15 protein-coding genes are annotated in these 16774 nt (G+C 76.1%); 8 read left to right on the forward strand and 7 right to left on the reverse strand.

Going from position 1 to position 16774, the window contains the following annotated elements:
• The first annotated feature begins 187 nt into the window (after positions 1–187).
• The 3 genes from ACZ66Z_RS05250 (at position 188) to ACZ66Z_RS05260 (ending at position 1895) form a co-directional block, all read left to right on the forward strand.
• Positions 188–751 (forward strand): sigma-70 family RNA polymerase sigma factor, encoded by a 564-nt coding sequence (locus ACZ66Z_RS05250; protein ID WP_469932640.1) that lies wholly within the window; start codon positions 188–190, stop codon positions 749–751.
• A 4-nt stretch (positions 752–755) separates the two neighbouring features.
• Positions 756–1196 (forward strand): PaaI family thioesterase, encoded by a 441-nt coding sequence (locus ACZ66Z_RS05255; protein WP_469932641.1) that lies wholly within the window; start codon positions 756–758, stop codon positions 1194–1196.
• 201 nt (positions 1197–1397) lie between these two features.
• Positions 1398–1895 (forward strand): hypothetical protein, encoded by a 498-nt coding sequence (locus tag ACZ66Z_RS05260; protein ID WP_469932642.1) that lies wholly within the window; start codon positions 1398–1400, stop codon positions 1893–1895.
• Positions 1896–1912: 17 nt separating this feature from the next.
• Here ACZ66Z_RS05260 and ACZ66Z_RS05265 read toward each other — a convergent pair whose 3' ends face one another.
• The 4 genes from ACZ66Z_RS05265 to ACZ66Z_RS05280 all read right to left on the reverse strand — a co-directional run bounded on the left by ACZ66Z_RS05265 (position 1913) and on the right by ACZ66Z_RS05280 (position 6196).
• A complete protein-coding gene (locus ACZ66Z_RS05265; protein WP_469932643.1) occupies positions 1913–3121 on the reverse strand; it encodes a histidine kinase in 1209 nt (402 codons plus the stop codon).
• A gap of 52 nt (positions 3122–3173) precedes the next feature.
• Complete coding sequence (locus ACZ66Z_RS05270) at positions 3174–4919, reverse strand: sodium/solute symporter (RefSeq protein ID WP_469932644.1); 1746 nt, start codon at positions 4917–4919, stop codon at positions 3174–3176.
• Between the two features lie 10 nt (positions 4920–4929).
• Complete coding sequence (locus ACZ66Z_RS05275; RefSeq protein WP_469932645.1) at positions 4930–5334, reverse strand: hypothetical protein; 405 nt, start codon at positions 5332–5334, stop codon at positions 4930–4932.
• 70 nt (positions 5335–5404) lie between these two features.
• Complete coding sequence (locus ACZ66Z_RS05280) at positions 5405–6196, reverse strand: LytR/AlgR family response regulator transcription factor (protein WP_469932646.1); 792 nt, start codon at positions 6194–6196, stop codon at positions 5405–5407.
• A gap of 204 nt (positions 6197–6400) precedes the next feature.
• Here ACZ66Z_RS05280 and ACZ66Z_RS05285 point away from each other — a divergent pair, with 204 nt between their 5' ends.
• The 3 genes from ACZ66Z_RS05285 (at position 6401) to ACZ66Z_RS05295 (ending at position 10228) form a co-directional block, all read left to right on the forward strand.
• Positions 6401–7078: a response regulator transcription factor gene (locus tag ACZ66Z_RS05285; protein WP_469932647.1), complete on the forward strand. Its 678-nt coding sequence runs from the start codon at positions 6401–6403 to the stop codon at positions 7076–7078.
• A complete protein-coding gene (locus ACZ66Z_RS05290; RefSeq protein ID WP_469932648.1) occupies positions 7075–8388 on the forward strand; it encodes a sensor histidine kinase in 1314 nt (437 codons plus the stop codon). The genes ACZ66Z_RS05285 and ACZ66Z_RS05290 overlap by 4 nt, the downstream gene beginning before the upstream one ends.
• A gap of 148 nt (positions 8389–8536) precedes the next feature.
• On the forward strand, positions 8537–10228 hold the full coding sequence (locus ACZ66Z_RS05295) for an alpha/beta hydrolase (protein ID WP_469932649.1): 1692 nt from the start codon (positions 8537–8539) through the stop codon (positions 10226–10228).
• Here the strand turns inward: ACZ66Z_RS05295 and ACZ66Z_RS05300 are convergent.
• From ACZ66Z_RS05300 to ACZ66Z_RS05310, 3 genes are all read right to left on the reverse strand, one after another.
• On the reverse strand, positions 10191–11582 hold the full coding sequence (locus ACZ66Z_RS05300) for a wax ester/triacylglycerol synthase family O-acyltransferase (protein WP_469932650.1): 1392 nt from the start codon (positions 11580–11582) through the stop codon (positions 10191–10193). The genes ACZ66Z_RS05295 and ACZ66Z_RS05300 overlap by 38 nt on opposite strands.
• Positions 11583–11829: 247 nt before the next feature.
• Entirely contained in the window at positions 11830–13809 is a 1980-nt protein-coding gene (locus ACZ66Z_RS05305; RefSeq protein WP_469932740.1) for a SpoIIE family protein phosphatase, read from the reverse strand.
• A 154-nt stretch (positions 13810–13963) separates the two neighbouring features.
• Positions 13964–15130, reverse strand: a complete 1167-nt coding sequence (locus ACZ66Z_RS05310) for a DUF6777 domain-containing protein (RefSeq protein ID WP_469932651.1) — start codon at positions 15128–15130, stop codon at positions 13964–13966.
• Positions 15131–15338: 208 nt separating this feature from the next.
• Here ACZ66Z_RS05310 and ACZ66Z_RS05315 point away from each other — a divergent pair, with 208 nt between their 5' ends.
• Together ACZ66Z_RS05315 and ACZ66Z_RS05320 are read left to right on the forward strand one after the other, a co-directional pair.
• A complete protein-coding gene (locus ACZ66Z_RS05315) occupies positions 15339–16220 on the forward strand; it encodes a YndJ family protein (RefSeq protein WP_469932741.1) in 882 nt (293 codons plus the stop codon).
• Positions 16217–16768 (forward strand): DUF1990 family protein, encoded by a 552-nt coding sequence (locus ACZ66Z_RS05320; RefSeq protein WP_469932652.1) that lies wholly within the window; start codon positions 16217–16219, stop codon positions 16766–16768. The genes ACZ66Z_RS05315 and ACZ66Z_RS05320 overlap by 4 nt, the downstream gene beginning before the upstream one ends.
• The last annotated feature ends 6 nt before the right edge of the window (positions 16769–16774 follow it).

Raw genomic sequence — 16774 nt, forward strand, 5'->3', positions numbered from 1 at the left:
GGGTCAAGGCCGCACCAGGTGATGAACCCCGCTGAAAAGGACGTACCGTCTCCGCCCGACCGTTCGCCGTACCATTCGCCGCTCGGTGCGACCGTTCGTCGCAGGGCGATGTCCGTCACCTGTCCCCCGACGTCCGGATGCGTTCGTATACGCCCCGGACGACGAGCACGGGAGAGGCGGGCAGAGCATGACGACGGCGACGGCGAGGACCGACGAGCGGACCCTGGAGGAGCTCCAGCGGGACCACGGTCCGGCACTGCTCGGCTTCCTGCTCGGCCTGACCCACGGGGACCGGCAGCGGGCCGAGGACCTCGCGCAGGAGACCCTGGTACGGGCCTGGCTCCACCCCGAGGCCTTCGACGGCCCCTACGCCTCGATGCGTCCCTGGCTCTTCACCGTGGCCCGCCGCCTCGCCATCGACGCCCGCCGCTCGCGCCTCGCCCGGCCCGCCGAGATCGGCGACGGCGTCCTGGCGGTGACGCCCGACCCCGCCGACGCCACCGCCTCGGCCGAGGCGGCGCTCGACGTGCGCGCGGCGGTGCGGGAGCTGAGCCCCGAGCACCGCGCGGTGCTCGTCCGGCTCTACTTCCACGGCCTCACCGTCAACGAGGCCGCCGTCGAGCTCGGCATCCCCGCCGGGACCGTCAAGTCCCGCTCGCACTACGCCCTGCGCCAGCTCGGCCGCTCCCTGCCCGGCTACCGGCCGCGCCGCGCGGCCGTTGCCCGGGCCCGCGCCGGGGCCCCACAATGACGCCGTGACGCTGACACTCGCCGCCGCCGAAAAGGTCCTCGCCGACAACTTCGCCCCCTGGGTGCTCGACCTGGGGCTCACCGTCGAATCCGTCGGATCCGCCGACTCGGCCGAGTCGGCCGACGGCCACGAGGCCGTGCTCCGGCTCCCCTGGTCGGACCGGCTCGCCCGGGAGGGCGGCGGCCTCTCCGGCCAGGCCCTGATGGCCGCCGCCGACACCGCGACGGTCATCGCGGTCGCCGCCGCCCGGGGCGGGTTCGTGCCGATGACCACCGTCCAGCAGTCCATCAGCTTCCAGCGCGCGGTGATCGGCGCCGACGTCCTCGTGCGGGCCAGGCTCACCAAGACGGGCAAGCGGATGGCCTTCGCCGACATCACCATGACGGCCGAGGGCACGGAGGAGACCGCGGCCCACGCGACCGCCGTCTACGCGCTCCTGGGCTGAGCACCGCCCCGGACTCCCCCGCCCCACTCCCGGCTCGCCCGGCATCAGGAACCCCACCCGCACCGATCCGGCCGGGGGGCGTATCCGAAAGCGCACGGGCGAGTTGAGCAAAGCGGGACCCGCGGGCGCCCTTCACGGAGGAGGCTCTCCCCCGGGCCCCTGACGTCCGGGGCCCTCACGTCCGGGGAGAAGGTGGGAGCGTTGCTGCCCGAGAGCACGAACGGCGCCGGCGGCACGAGCGGCGGCGGTCTCGCCGTCCCGATGGCCTGGCTGTGCGCCGAGTACCTGGCCGACGAGGTGCTGCGGGCCGCCGCGCTCGTGGCCCCCGGCTCACTGGAGTACCGGGCCGGCCTCCAGGCGCTGGCCCTCACCGTCCACCTCTCCGGGGAACCCGGCGGGCCGACCGGCGCGTGGACCGGCCACCGGACCGACGAGTGGCTTCGGCACACCGCGTACGACCGGCCCTGGCCGCCCTGGGTCGAGGAGCGGCTCGCCGCGCGGCGGGCCGCCGGCGGCGACGGCCCCGACCTGGCGCTCGCACGGACCGCCTGGGCCCGGCTGCGGGACACCTGGATCCGCGCCGCCGACCTCGACGGCCGGGCCTGCCCCGAGGACCCGGTCGACGAGGCCGAGCAGATCTGGCTCCCGGCCTGGAAGCTGGGCCTCCCGCTCGCGCACCTGTCGCTGCACCTGCGCTGACGGCCCCCGGGCGACCCCTAGGGCACCGAAGGATGCACCCCCGGACGGTACTTGGGGACGCGTACCGTCACCTTCATCCCGGCGCCGACGCCGGTCTCGATGACGAGGCCGTGCTCCGCCCCGTACACCTGGCGCAGCCGCTCGTCCACGTTGGACAGGCCGATGCCGGAGCCCGCCGGGTGCTCCCCGCGCAGGACGGCGCGCAGCAGCTCGGGGTCCATCCCGATGCCGTCGTCCTCGACCGTCACCACCGCCTCGGCGCCCGCGTCCCGGGCGGCGATCGTGACGCGGCAGCCCCGTTCCCGGTCCTGGAGGCCGTGCTTCACCGCGTTCTCCACGAGCGGTTGGAGGCAGAGGAACGGCAGGGTCACCGACAGCACCTCGGGGGCGATCTGCAGGGTCACCTTCAGCCGGTCCCCGAAGCGGGCCCCCGCCAGGGCCAGGTACTGCTCGATGGAACGCAGTTCGTCGGCGAGCCGGGCGAACTCCCCTTGCCTGCGGAAGGAGTACCGGGTGAAGTCGGCGAACTCCAGGAGGAGCTCCCGGGCCCGCTCGGGATCGGTGCGGACGAACGAGGCTATGGCCGCCAGGGAGTTGAAGATGAAGTGCGGGGAGATCTGGGCGCGCAGGGCGCGGATCTCGGCCTCCACGATCCGGGTGCGCGAGCGGTCGAGTTCGGCCAGTTCCAGCTGGACGGAGACCCAGCGGGCCAGTTCGGTCGCGGCCCGCACGAGGACGGCCGACTCCCGCGAGCCGTAGGCGACGAGCGCGCCGAGGACGCCGTCCTCCCCGGTGAGCGGGGCGATCACCGCCCAGCGCAGCGGGCACGCCGGGTCGGCGCAGCCGCTGTGGGCGGAGCGGCTGCGGCCGGTCGCCAGGGTCGCGGCCGCCTGCTCGGGGACGTGGGCCCGGTGGTGGTCCTCGCCCGGCCCGTCCCAGGCCAGGACCGCGCCCCGGTCGGTGAGGCAGAGCGCCTCGGTGCCGAGCAGCGAGCGGAGCGTGCGGGCCGCCTTGCGGGCGGTCTCCTCGGTGAGTCCGGCGCGCAGCGGGGGCGCGGCGAGCGAGGCGGTGTGCAGGGTGTGGAAGGTGGCCCGTTCGACGGGTGTGCCGAGGTCGGCGTCGACGGCGCGCCCGCCCCGCCGGGCGGCGAACCGGCCGAGGACGAAGCCCGCGGCGAGCAGCACGGCCCCGGCGGCGGCCGCGGCGGCGAGGGCGATCCCGCTCATCGGCGTCCCCGGCCGTCGCGGACGTGCGCCCCGGGCTCGGGACCGACGGCGCTCATCGGCGCACCTCCTGCGCGGGTACGGCTCCGGCGATCTCCTCCGGCAGGTGGAGCCGGGCGAGGATGGCGGGGGTGCCGGGCGGGATCCGGCGGGGGGTGGCGAGCGAGACGAGCACCATCGTCAGGAAGCCCAGGGGAACCGACCAGACGGCCGGCCAGGCCATCAGGGTGTGCGGCCAGCCCCCGGGGGCGAGACCGGCCCGGGTCGCCATCACGGCCGCGAGGGCGGAGCCGCCGCCGAGCAGGAGCCCGGCCACGGCACCGGGCGGGGTGAGCCGCCGCCACCAGATCCCCAGGACGAGCAGGGGGCAGAAGGAGGAGGCGGAGACGGCGAAGGCGAGGCCGACGGCGTCGGCGACCGGGACCTCGGAGGCGACCACCCCGACGGCGAGCGGGACGGCGGTGGCGAGCGGGGCCGCGAGGCGGAAGTGCCGTACGCCCCCGGAGGACGCCCGGGAGGGCAGCACGTCCTGGGTGAGGACCCCGGCGACCGACATGGTGAGCCCGGAGGCGGTGGAGAGGAAGGCGGCGAAGGCGCCGGCGGCGAGGAGTGCCCCGAGGAGGTCGCCGGGGAGCCCGCCGAGGATCCGTTCGGGCAGGACGAGGACGGCGGCGTCGGCGGAGCCGGTCAGGGCGAGTTCGGGGGCGTAGATCCGGCCGAGGGCTCCGTACAGGCCCGGCAGCAGGTAGAAGGCGCCGACGAGGCCGAGCACGACGAGGGTGGTGCGGCGGGCGGCGCGGCCGTGCGGGCTGGTGTAGAAGCGGACGGCGACGTGCGGCAGGCCCATGGTGCCGAGGAAGGTGGCGAGGATCAGTCCGTACGTGGCGTACAGCTGGTGTCCGTCGCGGCCCCCGGCGAGCGGCCGGGACCAGCCGAGGGGGTCGGAGCCGCCGACGTCCCGGTCGGGCAGCGGCGCCCCCGGCGCGAAGGCGAGCGAGGTGCCGCCGAGGACGCGGTGGCTGCCGGGGGCGAGGGTGACGGTCCGGTCGGCGTGTGCGACGGAGTCGACGCTGCCGGTGACGGCGACCGTGAGCGGGGCGTCGAGTTCGATCCGTACCGTGTCGGCGATCCGGACGACGGTGTGGGCGCGGAACACGGCGGGGGCGTCGAAGCGGGCCCGGGGAGCCCCGTCCCCGTACCAGGCGGCGAGCAGGAAGAGGGCGGGGACGAGGAGGGCGGTGAGCTTGAGCCAGTACTGGAAGGCCTGGACGAAGGTGATGCTGCGCATGCCTCCCGCGGCGACGGTGCCGGTGACGACGAGGGCGACGAGCAGTCCGCCGACCCAGTCGGGGGCGCCGGTGAGGATCTCCAGGGTGAGTCCGGCGCCCTGGAGCTGCGGCAGCAGGTACAGCCAGCCGATGCCGACGACGAGGAGGCTGGCGAGCCGCCGGGCCCGCCGGGACTCGAGGCGGGCCTCGGCGAAGTCGGAGAGGGTGTACGCCCCGGAGCGGCGCAGCGGGGCGGCGACGAGGACGAGCAGGACGAGGTGTCCGGCGGTGTAGCCGACCGGGTACCAGAGCATGGCGGGGCCCTGGACGAGGACCAGTCCGGCGATGCCGAGGAAGGAGGCGGCGGAGAGGTACTCGCCGCTGATGGCGGCGGCGTTGAGGGCCGGCCGGACGGTCCGCGAGGCGACGTAGAAGTCGGAGGTGGTGCGGGAGATCCGCAGGCCGAGGGCGCCGACGAGGACGGTGGCGAGGACGACGGCGGTGACGGCGGCGACCGCGTAGGTCTGGTTCATGCGGGCCGGTTCACCGTTCGGCGGAGCCGGTCTCCACCAGGCCGGTGAAGTCGCGTTCGTTGCGCTCGGCGCGGTGGACGTACCAGCGGGCGACGGCCCAGACGACCGGGTACACGCCGAAGCCGAGGGTGGCCCAGACGAGCGCCTCGGGGGCCGGCAGCGCGAGCAGCAGCGGCAGCGAGCCGACGAGCAGGGCCAGGGCGCCGAGGGCGGTGAGGGCGGCGCGGAACTGGCTGCGCATCAGGGAGCGCACGTAGGTGTGGCCGAGGGTGGTCTGCTCGTCGATCTCGGAGCGGGCCGGCGGGTGCGGGGTCGGGGGACGCGGGCGCGGCGGGGGCACGGACCGGTCGCCCAGGGCCGAGGCGTAGGTGACGGTCTCGCGGCGGGGCCGGCGCGCGGCTTGGTGCTCGGACATCGGTGTCCGCTCCCTCACGGTCGGACGGGCCCGTGGAGTGTAAGCGGAAGGACTCGTGGGCCGGTAGGGGTCAGCCGCCCGCGCGACGCGTCAGGAGATCCCGCAGGTGGCGGGCGTGCCGACGGGAGACCGCGAGGTCGGTGGCACCGAGCCGCACGGAGGTGGCACCGCCGTCGACGCGGAGCTCGGTGATCCGGTCGACGGCCACGAGGTGGCTGCGGTGGATGCGGACGAACCCCCGGTCGGCCCACCGCTCTTCGAGGGTGGAGAGGGGGATGCGGACGAGGTGGCTGCCCCGGTCGGTGTGGAGGCGGGCGTAGTCGCCGTGTGCCTCGGCGTACGCGATGTCGTCGACGGCGACGAAGCGGGTGACGCCGCCGAGCTCGACGGGGATCTGCTCGGGGGCCGCGGGCGCGAGGGGGGCGACGGGCGAGGCCGACGCGGTCGGGACGGGGGCGGGGGCTGCGGCGGCCCGGACCAGGTCGTGGACGCGGCGGACGGCCTCGGCGAGGCGTTCGCGGCGGACCGGCTTGAGGACGTAGTCGACCGCCTGGAGGTCGAAGGCCTGGAGCGCGAAGCCCTCGTGGGCGGTGACGAAGACGACGAGCGGCGGCCGGGCGAACCCGGCGAGGAGCCGGGCGACGTCGAGCCCGGTGAGGCCGGGCATGTGGATGTCGAGGAAGACGACGTCGACGGCGTCCTCGCCGTCGGCCCCGGAGTCCAGGGCGCGCCCGATCCTCCGCAGCGCGGCGGCCGCGTCCCCCGCTCCCTCGGCGGTGCGGACCCGGGGGTCGGCGCGCAGCAGGTAGAGCAGTTCGCCGAGGGCGGGCTCCTCGTCGTCGACGGCCAGTACGCGCAGCATGCGCGGGAGTTTATGCGAGGAGCCCGGCCACACGGCGGTCGGCGGTCGGCGGTCGGCGGTCGGCGGTCGGCGGTCGGCGGTCGGCGGTCGGCGGTCGGCGGTCGGCGGTCGGCGGTCGGCGGTCGGCGAGGATCGTCCTGTCGGTCCGGCGGGGGGACGGGCCGCGCGCCGGACGGACCCGGGGCCTGTCCTAGGGTGTGCGACGTGCGTGTACTGCTCGTCGAGGACGACGAAGACCTCCGGTTCGGGGTGGCCGCCGCGCTGCGCGCCGCCGGGCTCGCCGTCGACGAGGCCGCCGATCTGCCCCGGGCCGACGAGGCCCTGTTCGTCACGGCGTACGACTGCGCGGTCTTCGACCGGATGCTGCCGTCCGGGGACGCCGCGGCCTTCGTCGACGGGTTGCGGCGCGCCGGCCGTGACGTGCCCGTGCTGTTCCTGACCGCGCGCGACACGGTGGCGGACCGGGTGGAGGGCTTCGCGAGCGGCGGGGACGACTACCTCGTCAAGCCGTTCGCCGTGCCCGAGCTGGTCGCCCGGGTGCGCAGCCTGTGCCGCCGGTCCGCGGTCGTGCGTCCCCCGGTGCACCGCGTCGGCGACCTGGAGGTCGACACCGCCCGTCGGCACGTCCGCCGGGCCGGGGTGCTGTTGACGCTCACGGGCCGGGAGTTCGCGGTCCTGGAGGTGCTCGCGGCGCGCTCCGACCAGACGGTCTCCCGCGCCGAGCTGATCGAGAGCTGCTGGGACGAGATGGCCGAGCACCGGTCGAACGTCCTCGAGGTGCTCGTCTCCCAGCTCCGCCGCAAGCTCGGGGACCCGCCGGTGATCCACACCGTGCGCGGGGTCGGCTACCGGCTCGCACCACCCGGCGCCGGCGCCCCGTGAGGACCGCACGTCTCCGCGGCCCGCGCCCCCTCACCCCGACGGCCCGGGTGCGGCGGCTGCGCCGGCGGATCAGCCTGCTGTTCGCGCTGACCAGTGCCGTGGGGCTGGTCGCGATGGCGGTCCTGGCCGTGCGCAGCGACAGCGGCCGCTGGCGGGAGCAGCTCGACCACACGATGGACGCGGACACCAGCTGGGCCCTCGGTCTCCTGGAGACCGACGAGGAGGGACGGCTCGTCCTGGACGTCCTGGCGGACTCGGTGGACACCGCGTGCCCGCCGCTGACGGTGCTCCTCGTGGACGGGGACGACCGGGGCGCGCTGACGGTCGAGCACGCGCCGGCGAAGCCGTGTCTGACCGTGGGCCGGTCCGTGGTCCTGGAGGCGGGCCGTGCGGCGGTGCGGGCCGACGGCGTCCGGGCCTTCGACGGGCGCACGACGGACGGCGAGCCGGTGCGCGTGTTCGCCCAGCCCTTCTACGCGCCGGAGGCGGCGGACGACGAGGGGCCGCAGGGCGCGCTCGTGACGGTGGCCGACGCGACCGCCCAGCGGGAGGACCACCGGCGGCTCGTGTGGCTGGTGACGGGCGGCTGCGCGGTGCTCGTCCTGCTGTCCGCGGCCGTCGGACACGTCCTGTCGGGACGGGCGGTCCGGCCCGCGCTCGCCGCGCTCGACCGGCAGGAGGCCTTCCTCGCGGACGCCGCGCACGACCTGCGGACCCCGGCCGCCTCGCTGCGGACGCTCGCCGAGACGGCGCTGCGCGGCGAGACGGACAGCACCGACGTGCACCGGCGCACGCTGCGCCTGGCGGAGGGGATGGGCCGGCTCGTCGACGGGCTCCTCACCCGGGCCCGCCTCATGTCCGGCACGGCCGCGGTCGCGCGTCAGCCGCTGCGTCTCGACCAGCTCGTGGAGGCGGTCGCCCAGGAGGCCGCCGAGGCGCGCCCGGAGGGCCACCGCGTCCGGGTCGAGACCGAGGACACCGTCGTGGTCGCCGACCCCGAGCTCGTACGCCGGGCCGTCGGCAATCTGCTGGACAACGCGCTCGCGCACGGCCACGCGCCGGGCGTCCCGGCGGACGTGCTGATCACGGTGGGACGGGACGGGGTGACGACGGTCGAGGACGCGGGCCCCGGCCTGCCCCCGGAGGTCGCGGACGCCCTGTTCGAGCGGTTCCGCAGCGGATCCGGGTCCACCGGCCTGGGCCTGTCCATCGCCTCCTGGGTCGCCCGCGCGCACGGCGGGACGCTCACCGCGGGACGCGGCGAACGCGGCGGGGCCCGGTTCGTCCTGCGCCTGCCGACCGCGGACTGACCGACGCCTCCGTCCTCGACGGGGTCGTGGGTCCCTGGGGTCGTGGGGCCCCGAGGGCATGGGGTCGTGGGGCCCTGGGCCGTCCTCAGCAAATCCTCAGCATCCGTGCGTGATCCTTCCCCGGACCGACCGTCCAGGGGAGATCCTCGTGTTCCGCACCACCGCCCGCCGCCGGGCCCTCGTCCTCGCCCTCGCCGTCCTCGCCACCACGTTCCCGGCCGCCTGCACGGCCGGGTCCGGCCGGGACGGGAGCCGACCGGGGTCCTCGGCCGCCGTCGACCCGGCCGCCCGCCCCGACCTGCGGCGCTTCTACGGCCAGAAGCTCGTCTGGCGGCCCTGCGGCGACCTCCGGTGCGCGACGCTCACCGTCCCGAGGGACTACACCCGTCCCGGCGACGGCAGGACCTTCGCCCTGCCGGTGGCGAAGGCGGCGACCGCGGTTCCCGGCAGGCGCGTCGGCTCGCTGGTCCTGAACCCCGGCGGACCGGGCGAGCCCGGCGTACGGCTCCTGGAGGACGGCGTCGCCGACGACATCGGCAGGAGCGTGCGCGAGCGGTTCGACGTCGTGTCCTTCGACCCGCGCGGCGTCGGCGGGAGCAAGCCGGCCCTGACCTGCCTCACCGCGGACCGGACGGACGAGGAGCCCCCGGCCGCCGGTGCGGACGGGGCACCGCTCCACCCCCGCACGGACGCCGAGCGCGCCACCGTCCTCGCGGACGCGCGGGAGACGGCCGCCGCCTGCCGGAAGGCGAGCGGTCCGTTGCTCCCGCACGTCGGGACGGACGACGCGGCCCGGGACATGGACGTCCTGAGGGCCGCGCTGGGCGAGCGGAGGCTGACGTACGTCGGCTGGTCGTACGGCACGAGCCTGGGCACCTCGTACGCAGAGCAGTTCCCGCGCCGCGTACGGGCGATGGTCCTGGACGGAGCGGTCGACCCGTCCCTGGACTGGCGGCAGCGCGCGCTCGGCCAGGCGACCGGTTTCCGGGACGCGGTCGAGGAGTACGCCGACTCCTGCGCCGACGTGGCGGGCGAGGCGTGTCCCGGCACGACGCCCGAGGAGATACGCGTGCTGGTGGACCGGCTGTTCGACCGGACGCGGCACGAACCGCTGCCGGTCGACGGCTCCGAGGAGGGGCTCGACGCGGCGGGCCTGGTCTCCGCCCTCAGCCTGTCCATGTACACGCCGGAGGCGCAGTGGGAGGGCCTGTCCGAGGCGCTGCGCGCGGCGGACGGCGGGGACGGCACGAAGCTGGCGGCCCTGGCGACGGACGACGGGGAGTCCGATGAGGAGGCCGACGCGGACGCCTCCGACGACCCGGCGGACGACGGGGCTTCGGGCGACGGAGCCTCGGACGACGAGCCGGCGAAGGGCGGAGCCTCCGACGACGAAACCGCGGGCGACGGAGCCTCCGACGTGCCCGAGGACAACGCCGAAGCGGCCCTCGTCGCGGTCGACTGCCTCGACGTCCCCCACCCCCGCGACGCCCGGGCCTACTGGGACGCGCTCGCCCCCGCCGACAGGGCCGCGGGCGTCTACGGCACGTCCGGCGTGACGGGCGAACTGGTCTGCGAGGACTGGCCGGCCGGCACCCGGCGACCGCACCGGGTGCATGCGCCGGGCGTCCCGCCGGTCCTCGTCGTGGGCACGACGGGCGACCCCGCGACGCCCTACGACGAGGCGGTGAGCCTGGCGCGCCAGTTCCCCGGCGGCATGCTGCTGTCCTTCGAGGCACCCGGCCACACCGCGTACGGCCGCGACGCCTGCGTCGACGAGAAGGTCGAGGAGTACCTGGTCTCCCTCACGAAGGTCCGCCCGGGCACGACGTGCACGCCGTAGCGTCCGCCGGGTCCAGCAGGTCGAGTTCGGCGGTGAGCGCGGCGGCCAGCGCGTCGAGGTCGGGGACGGCCTCGCCGTCGGCGACGAGGCCGATGTGGACCTGACCGCCGTACGGGGACATGGCGACGGCGAGGGACTGGCCACGGGCGAGCGGTGCCATCGGAAAGAGCGCGCGCAGCGGGGCGCCGCCGAGGGAGAGCGCGGAGCGGGGCAGCGGCACCTGGGTGACGAGGAGGTCGAAGAGGAGCCGGGCGGCGCCGGCGGCGAGGGGGGCTCCGAAGCGGTGGGCGAGGGGGTGCAGTTGGTCGGCGAGGAGGGCGACGGCGCCCGCTCCGCGGAAGGGCCCGGCGGCCTTGTTGCGGTCCATGGCGTGGCGGACGGCGGCGAGCCGGGCGGCCGGTTCGGGTTCGGTGACCGGCAGGTCGAGGAGGTATCCGGAGAGGCTGTTCCCGGGTCCGGCCGGGGCGCCGGGGCGGCGCCGGGAGACCGGTACGAGGGCCCGGGGGTCGACACCGGGGAGGGGCAGGCCGCGCCCGTCGAACCAGCGGCGCAGGGCGCCGGCGACGAGGGCGAGGAGGACGTCGTTGGCGGTGCCGCCGGTGGTGCGGCGGATCCGGTGGACGCGGTCGAGGGGCAGGGTGGCGGTGGCGATCCGGCGCGTGCCGCTGGAGTCGGCGGCGAGCGGGGCGGCCGGGCTCCCGTCGAGGCGGCCGGCGCGGGCGACCGAGGAGCCGACGACGGAGGCGCCGACCTCGACGGCCCGGCCGAGGTCGCCGAGGCGGTCGCGGGCGATGCCGAGGAGGCGGCCCGGGCCGGGGAGCCAGGAGCGCGGGGGGAGGGGGCGGGGGCGGCGGGCCGGGCGGCGGCCCGCGGCGATCTCGTCGAAGATGCCGGCGCCGATGGCGACGGCCCGCATGCCGTCGGCGAGGGCGTGGTGGAGTTTGACGAGGACGGCGAAGGAGCCGTCGGGGGCGCCGCTGAGCAGGTACATCTCCCAGGGCGGCAGGCCGCGGGCGACGGGTCGTTCCATGAGTTCGGCGGCGAGCCGGGCGGCCTCGGCGGGGAAGTCGGCGCCGAGGAGGGCGATCTCGCGGACGTGTCGGCGCACGTCGAAGTCGGGGTCGGCGCTCCAGGCGGCGCCGCCGACGGGGAACAGGACGTCGCGGACGCGCATCCGGAGCCGGGGGACGGCGGCGGCGCGCCGGGCGAGCAGTTCCAGGACGTCGGCGGGCTCCTGCCCGGCGGTGGCGGGCGGAGGGCCGAAGTGGGCGAGGGCTCCGAGGTGCAGGGGGTGCTCGGTGGATTCCAGGTGCCAGAAGGCCAGGTCCAGGGGTGCCAGTAGCTCGCTGCTCAAGGTGTCCTCTTGTGCTGGGAAGTCCTGCGGAGTCCTGCGATGTCCTGTTGTCCTGCGTTTCATCCTGCGCTTCGCCCCGCCCTTTGTCCCGCACCGGTCCTGCAAGGTCCTGCAAAGTCCTGGGGGGTTCGCGCCACCGAGGCCGGCGGAGTCCTGTGCCGACACGCACGATGCGGCGGGTGAGCGAAGTCAATCCCATACCGTCAGTTACGGGCAAGTACGATCAGTTCACGCTCGGTCAACAGGTTCACCGCTCCACGGTGAACTCGCACCACACGCACTTGCCGCCGCCCCGCGACTCCACGCCCCACGCGTCCGAGAGCCGGTCGACCAGGAGCAGTCCCCGCCCGGACACCCCCGCGTCCCCCGCCTCGCGGCGCCGGGGCAGCGCGCTGGACCGGTCCTCCACCTCCACCCGCAGCCGCCGCGGGGGCCCGGTCAGGATCCGCAGGGTCACGATCGCTCCGCCGTCGGTGTGCATCAGGGCGTTGGTCATCAGCTCGTCGGCGACCAGCTCGATCTCGTCCGCGCGCTCCCCCGCGCCCCAGGCCCGGACGGCCGCCCGGATCATGTGCCGGGCGGATCTCAGCGCCTCCGGGTCGTTCTGGGCCACGTGCTGCTGGAAGCGGCCGGTGCCCTGCGGGTGGTACGTGCCGTGGCGGCGCAGCATCAGGATCGCGACGTCGTCCTCGCCGCCCCGGTCGGCGACGACGTCGCAGAGGTGGTCGGCGAGCCGCTGGAGGTCGGCGGGACCGCGCCGGACGAGCGAGGAGAGCCACTGGAGCCCCTCGTCGAGGTCGGCCCCGGGCTTCTCCACGAGCCCGTCGGTGTAGAGCATCAGCGTCTGGCCGGGGTCCAGCTCCAGGGTGGTCACCGGATAGTCGAGGCGGCCGAACTCCGCGGAGAGCCCGAGCGGCAGCCCGCCGTCGACCGGGAGTCTGCGGCAGCCGCCGTCGATCTCCCTGACCAGCGGGTCGACGTGGCCGGCGCGCACCACCTGGACGACCCCGGTGGCGAGGTCGACCTCCGCATAGGTGCAGGTGGCGAAGCGTTCGGTGTCGAGCTCGTGGAGGAAGACCGAGGCCCGGGCCATCACCGTGGCCGGGGGGTGGCCCTCGGCGGCGTAGGCGCGCAGCACGATCCGCAGCTGGCCCATGACGGCCGCCGCGTGGGTGTCGTGGCCCTGCACGTCGCCGATGACGCAGCCGACCCGGCCGCCGGGCAGCGCGATGATGTCGTACCAGTCGCCGCCGACGTCCCGTCCGAGGCGGGCCGAGCGGTAGCGGACCGCCGTCTGGGCGCCGGGCACCTCGGGGATCCGGCGCGGCAGCATCGCCTGCTGGAGCCCTTCGGCGAGGTCGTGCTCCTGCTCGTAGAGCATGGCCCGCTGGAGGCTCTGGGCGATGCTGCTGCTGAGGGCCACGAGCAGGGTCCGCTCGTCCTCGCTGAAGCCGGTCCTGTCGCTGTAGAGCAGGCCGAGCGCGCCGATGGGCCGGGCCTGGGCGATGAGCGGCAGATAGGCGGCGGCGGTGATGCCGAGCCCGCTGATGTGCGGCCAGAGCACCGGGAAGGAGTCGGCGAAGTCCCGGGTCGAGTCGATGAACCGGGGGCGCAGGGTCCGGATGACCTCGCTCATCGGGTACGGCTCGTCCACCCGGGTGAACCGGGTGCCCGGCACGAAGGCCCCGTCGGGCCCCTCGGCGACGAGGTGGATGCGCCCGGCTTCGAGGAGGCCCACGACGAGGCTGGCCGCGCCGAAGTGTTCGAGCGCGTGGGAGTCGTTGAGCAGGTCGATGACGTCCTGCACGGTCCGGGCGTAGGCGAGGGCCGCCGTGGTGCCCTCGACGACGCCGGCGCGCCTCCGGCGCCCTTCGTCGAGGCCGAGCCGGGCGGCGGACTCGGTGAGTTCGTGGGTGGCGTCGCGCAGGATGCCGATGATGCGGACGGGCCGGCCGGTCTCGTCGCGGTGGACGAGGCCCTGGGTGTGGGTCCACTGGTGGCGGCCGTCCCGGCGGCGGATGCGGAAGTACGCGCCGTACTCCTCGCTGCCGTCCTTGAGCGCCTGGGCCACGAGGGTGTCGAGCTGGCGGCCCTCGTCCGGCAGCACGCGCGGGGCCAGGCTCTCGGGTCTGCCGTCGTACTCCTCGCGGTCCATGTCGAAGACGTCGAGGGCGGCGTCGTCCATGGTCATGGTTCCGGTGAGCAGGTCCCAGTCGAAGCCGCCCATGCGGAAGGCGGAGCCGTGGTCGGCGAGGATCCGGGCCCCGGGACCCGGCTCGTCCGGCGCACGGCCCGGCCGCGCGGTCGCCTCGCCGCCGCTGCCCGCGTTCATGGGGCCACGCTAGGCGCAGCACCGCCGGTGCGCACCAGGGAGATCTCCTTCACCCCTGGAAGGCCTCCGGCCGGTCGGGCACCGGACCGGCCGGGAAGAGCTCGTCGGGCGGCGACGGCTCGTCCGGGACGACGGGCGCCTCGGAGGGGGGCGGTGCGAACGGGTCGGGGAAGGGGTCGGCGTAGGGATCGGTGTACGGGTCGGGGACCGGCTCCGTGTCCGGGTCGGGGGCCTGCGGCGTCGGCGCCGTCGGGTCGGTGCCCGTGCCTCCGGTGCCGGACGGGTCGGGGGCGTCGGGGAGCGGGACCGTGGGGGCGGGCCGGTCGGGGTCCGGGGAGGCCGGGTCCGGGGCGCTGGGGTCCGGGGAGGTGGGGCGGCCGGGCGTGCTCGGGTCGGGCGTGCCCGAGCCGGCGAGGGCGCAGGCGTCGGGGTCGCAGGCCGGTTCCACGGCGGGTTCCTTGTCCTGCTCCCCGTCGCTGCCGGTCCGCCGCTCGATCCAGGTGCGGTCGGTGGTGTTCACGATGATCAGGCCGGCGACGACGGAGGCGGCGGGCCGGACGGTGATCACGCGGTCGGGGTCGAAGGCGTCCCACGGGTCGCCCCGGTGGATGCCGCCCGGGGCGGCGGCGGGGCTGCGGAGCGGGTTGCCGCAGGCGCAGCGGACGCGCGGGGCCCCGTACCGGTCGACGAGGACCGCCGTACCGGTCTGCAGCACGGCCTGGAAGGGGTTGGCGCGGCCCTCGCGGTAGCCGTGGTCGGTGACGCGGGTGTCGAGGCGCAGGGCGACCGGGGTGAGTCCGCGGAGCCAGCCGGCGACGTCGGTCTCGGGGATGCCGGCGGCCTCGGCGAAGGCGTGCGCCTTGGTGCGGTCGGCGGCGAGGAGGGCGGCCTGCCGCTCGACGTCGCAGCTGCCGATCGCGCGCGTGCCGCCGTAGAGGCCGGGGGCGGAGCCGGCGACCTCCCGGGCCTGCTGCGTCCCGTCGCCGGGCTGCCGGTCGGGGGTGGTGGGCGGCGCGGTGTTCCGGACGGTGGAGGCGGTGAAGGGGTCGGGCCCGTGGGCGCCGAGCGGCTGGAGGAGGACGTCCTGGGCGGGGGCCGCGGCCGGCTCGCCGCCGGCGCCCTCCCCCGCGGAGGAGCAGCCCGTGAGCAGCAGCGCCGAGACGAGGCCCGCGGCCGCGGGGCGGATCCGCCGCGTCCGGCGGAGGGATGAGCGCACCTTGTTCTCCCGACTTTCTCTCCGCCGGGCCCGGTGCCCGGTTCCGGCCAGTGCCTCATGTCTGTCGCAGGGCACGGGCCCCCGCAAGCGGAGAGCGGCCGACCGGGTCGGGACGGGGCAACGGGCCACTTGAACGCGTTCAAGAAAGGACCTACGCTCGACCTGTCGGTTGAACACGTTCAAGTGGGGGTGGCTCCGTATGACCGTGCTGTCGGTCCTGGTGGGATCGGTCGTGATGATCGGCATGTTCTGGGTCGTGCCGACGGGGCTCGCGCTCCTCGACGGTCCCCGGCCGCCCGGCTGGGACCCGCTCCGCCGCGCCTGGCCCCTGCTCGCCGCCCCCGGCGCCCTGGCCCTCTGGCTGCCCCGCTCCACGGCCGCCGCCGCGCTCGCCGCGGTGTACGCCCTCGCCACCCTGGCGCTCGCGCTCCAGGCCCCGGCCCGGTTGACGCTCACCCGCTCGCTCCGGGCGAGCGAGATCGCCGTCCTCTCCGCCCTGGTGGCCCCGTCCGTCGCCGGCCTGGCGCTCGTCGCCGAGCGCGCCTCGTACCCGCTGTTCGGCTTCGACCTGGACGTCCTGGCCCTGACCGTCCCGCACTTCCACTTCGCCGGCTTCGCCGCCGCCCTGGTCGCCGGACTCGTCAGCCGCACGTCCGACGGCCCCGCCGCCCGCCTCGCCGCGCTCAGCGTCCCCGCCGGCACCCTGCTCGTCCTGCTCGGCTACTTCGTCGACGACTGGGCCGAGCTCGCGGGGGCCGTCGTCCTGACGGCCGGCATGGCCGCGGTCTCCGTGCTCACCCTGCGGGAGCGCCGGGAGCTCGCCGCCGACCGGCCCACCCGCGGCCTCCTCGCCGTCTCGGCCCTCGTCCTCGTCGCCACCATGCTGCTCGCGCTCAGCTGGGCGCTGGGCGAGGCGACCGGACTTCCGCACCTCTCCCTGACCTGGACGGCCGCCACGCACGGCCTGGGCAACGCCCTCGGCTTCACCGTCTGCGCGCTCCTCGCCCGGCGCCGCCTCGCGGCGGACCGCGCCCTCCCCTCCCTCCCGCCCCTGCCCCTGCCCCTGCCCCGAACGGAGCTTCCGGCATGACCCGCCTGACGCACGACCTCTCCCGCCCCGCCCCGCGCCGACCGGCCCTCACCTACCGCGAGGTCGGCGCCACCCGCACCCCGGAGGCGCTCCCCGCCGCCTACCACCACCTGCGGCACAGCGCGGTCGTCGGCCACGGCAGGGCCGCCTTCGAAACCGCCGGGGCGGCCGTCACCACCTGGCGGATGCACCGTGCCTCCGGGGCGCGCGTCCGCGCCGACGCCGACCGCGCCGAGCCTGGCGTCCACCTGGTGGTGTCACTGGGCGCCGGCCCGCTCCGGATCGGCGTCCCCTGCTCGGTGATCTGGACGGCGTACGAGGAGAACCGCGTCGGCTTCGCCTACGGCACCCTGAGCGGGCACGCGGAGTGCGGCGAGGAGTCCTTCGTCGTCGAGCTGGAGCCGGACGGCACGGTCCGCTTCACGGTCACCGCCTTCAGCAGGCCCGCCACCTGGTACACCCGGCTCGCCGGGCCCGTGGTCCCGCGGCTCCAGCACGCGTACGCCCGCCTGCTCGGCCGGACCCTCCGACGCCTCGTCGAAGCGTGATCCCGG

This window comes from Streptomyces sp. NPDC107498 (genome assembly GCF_055582805.1).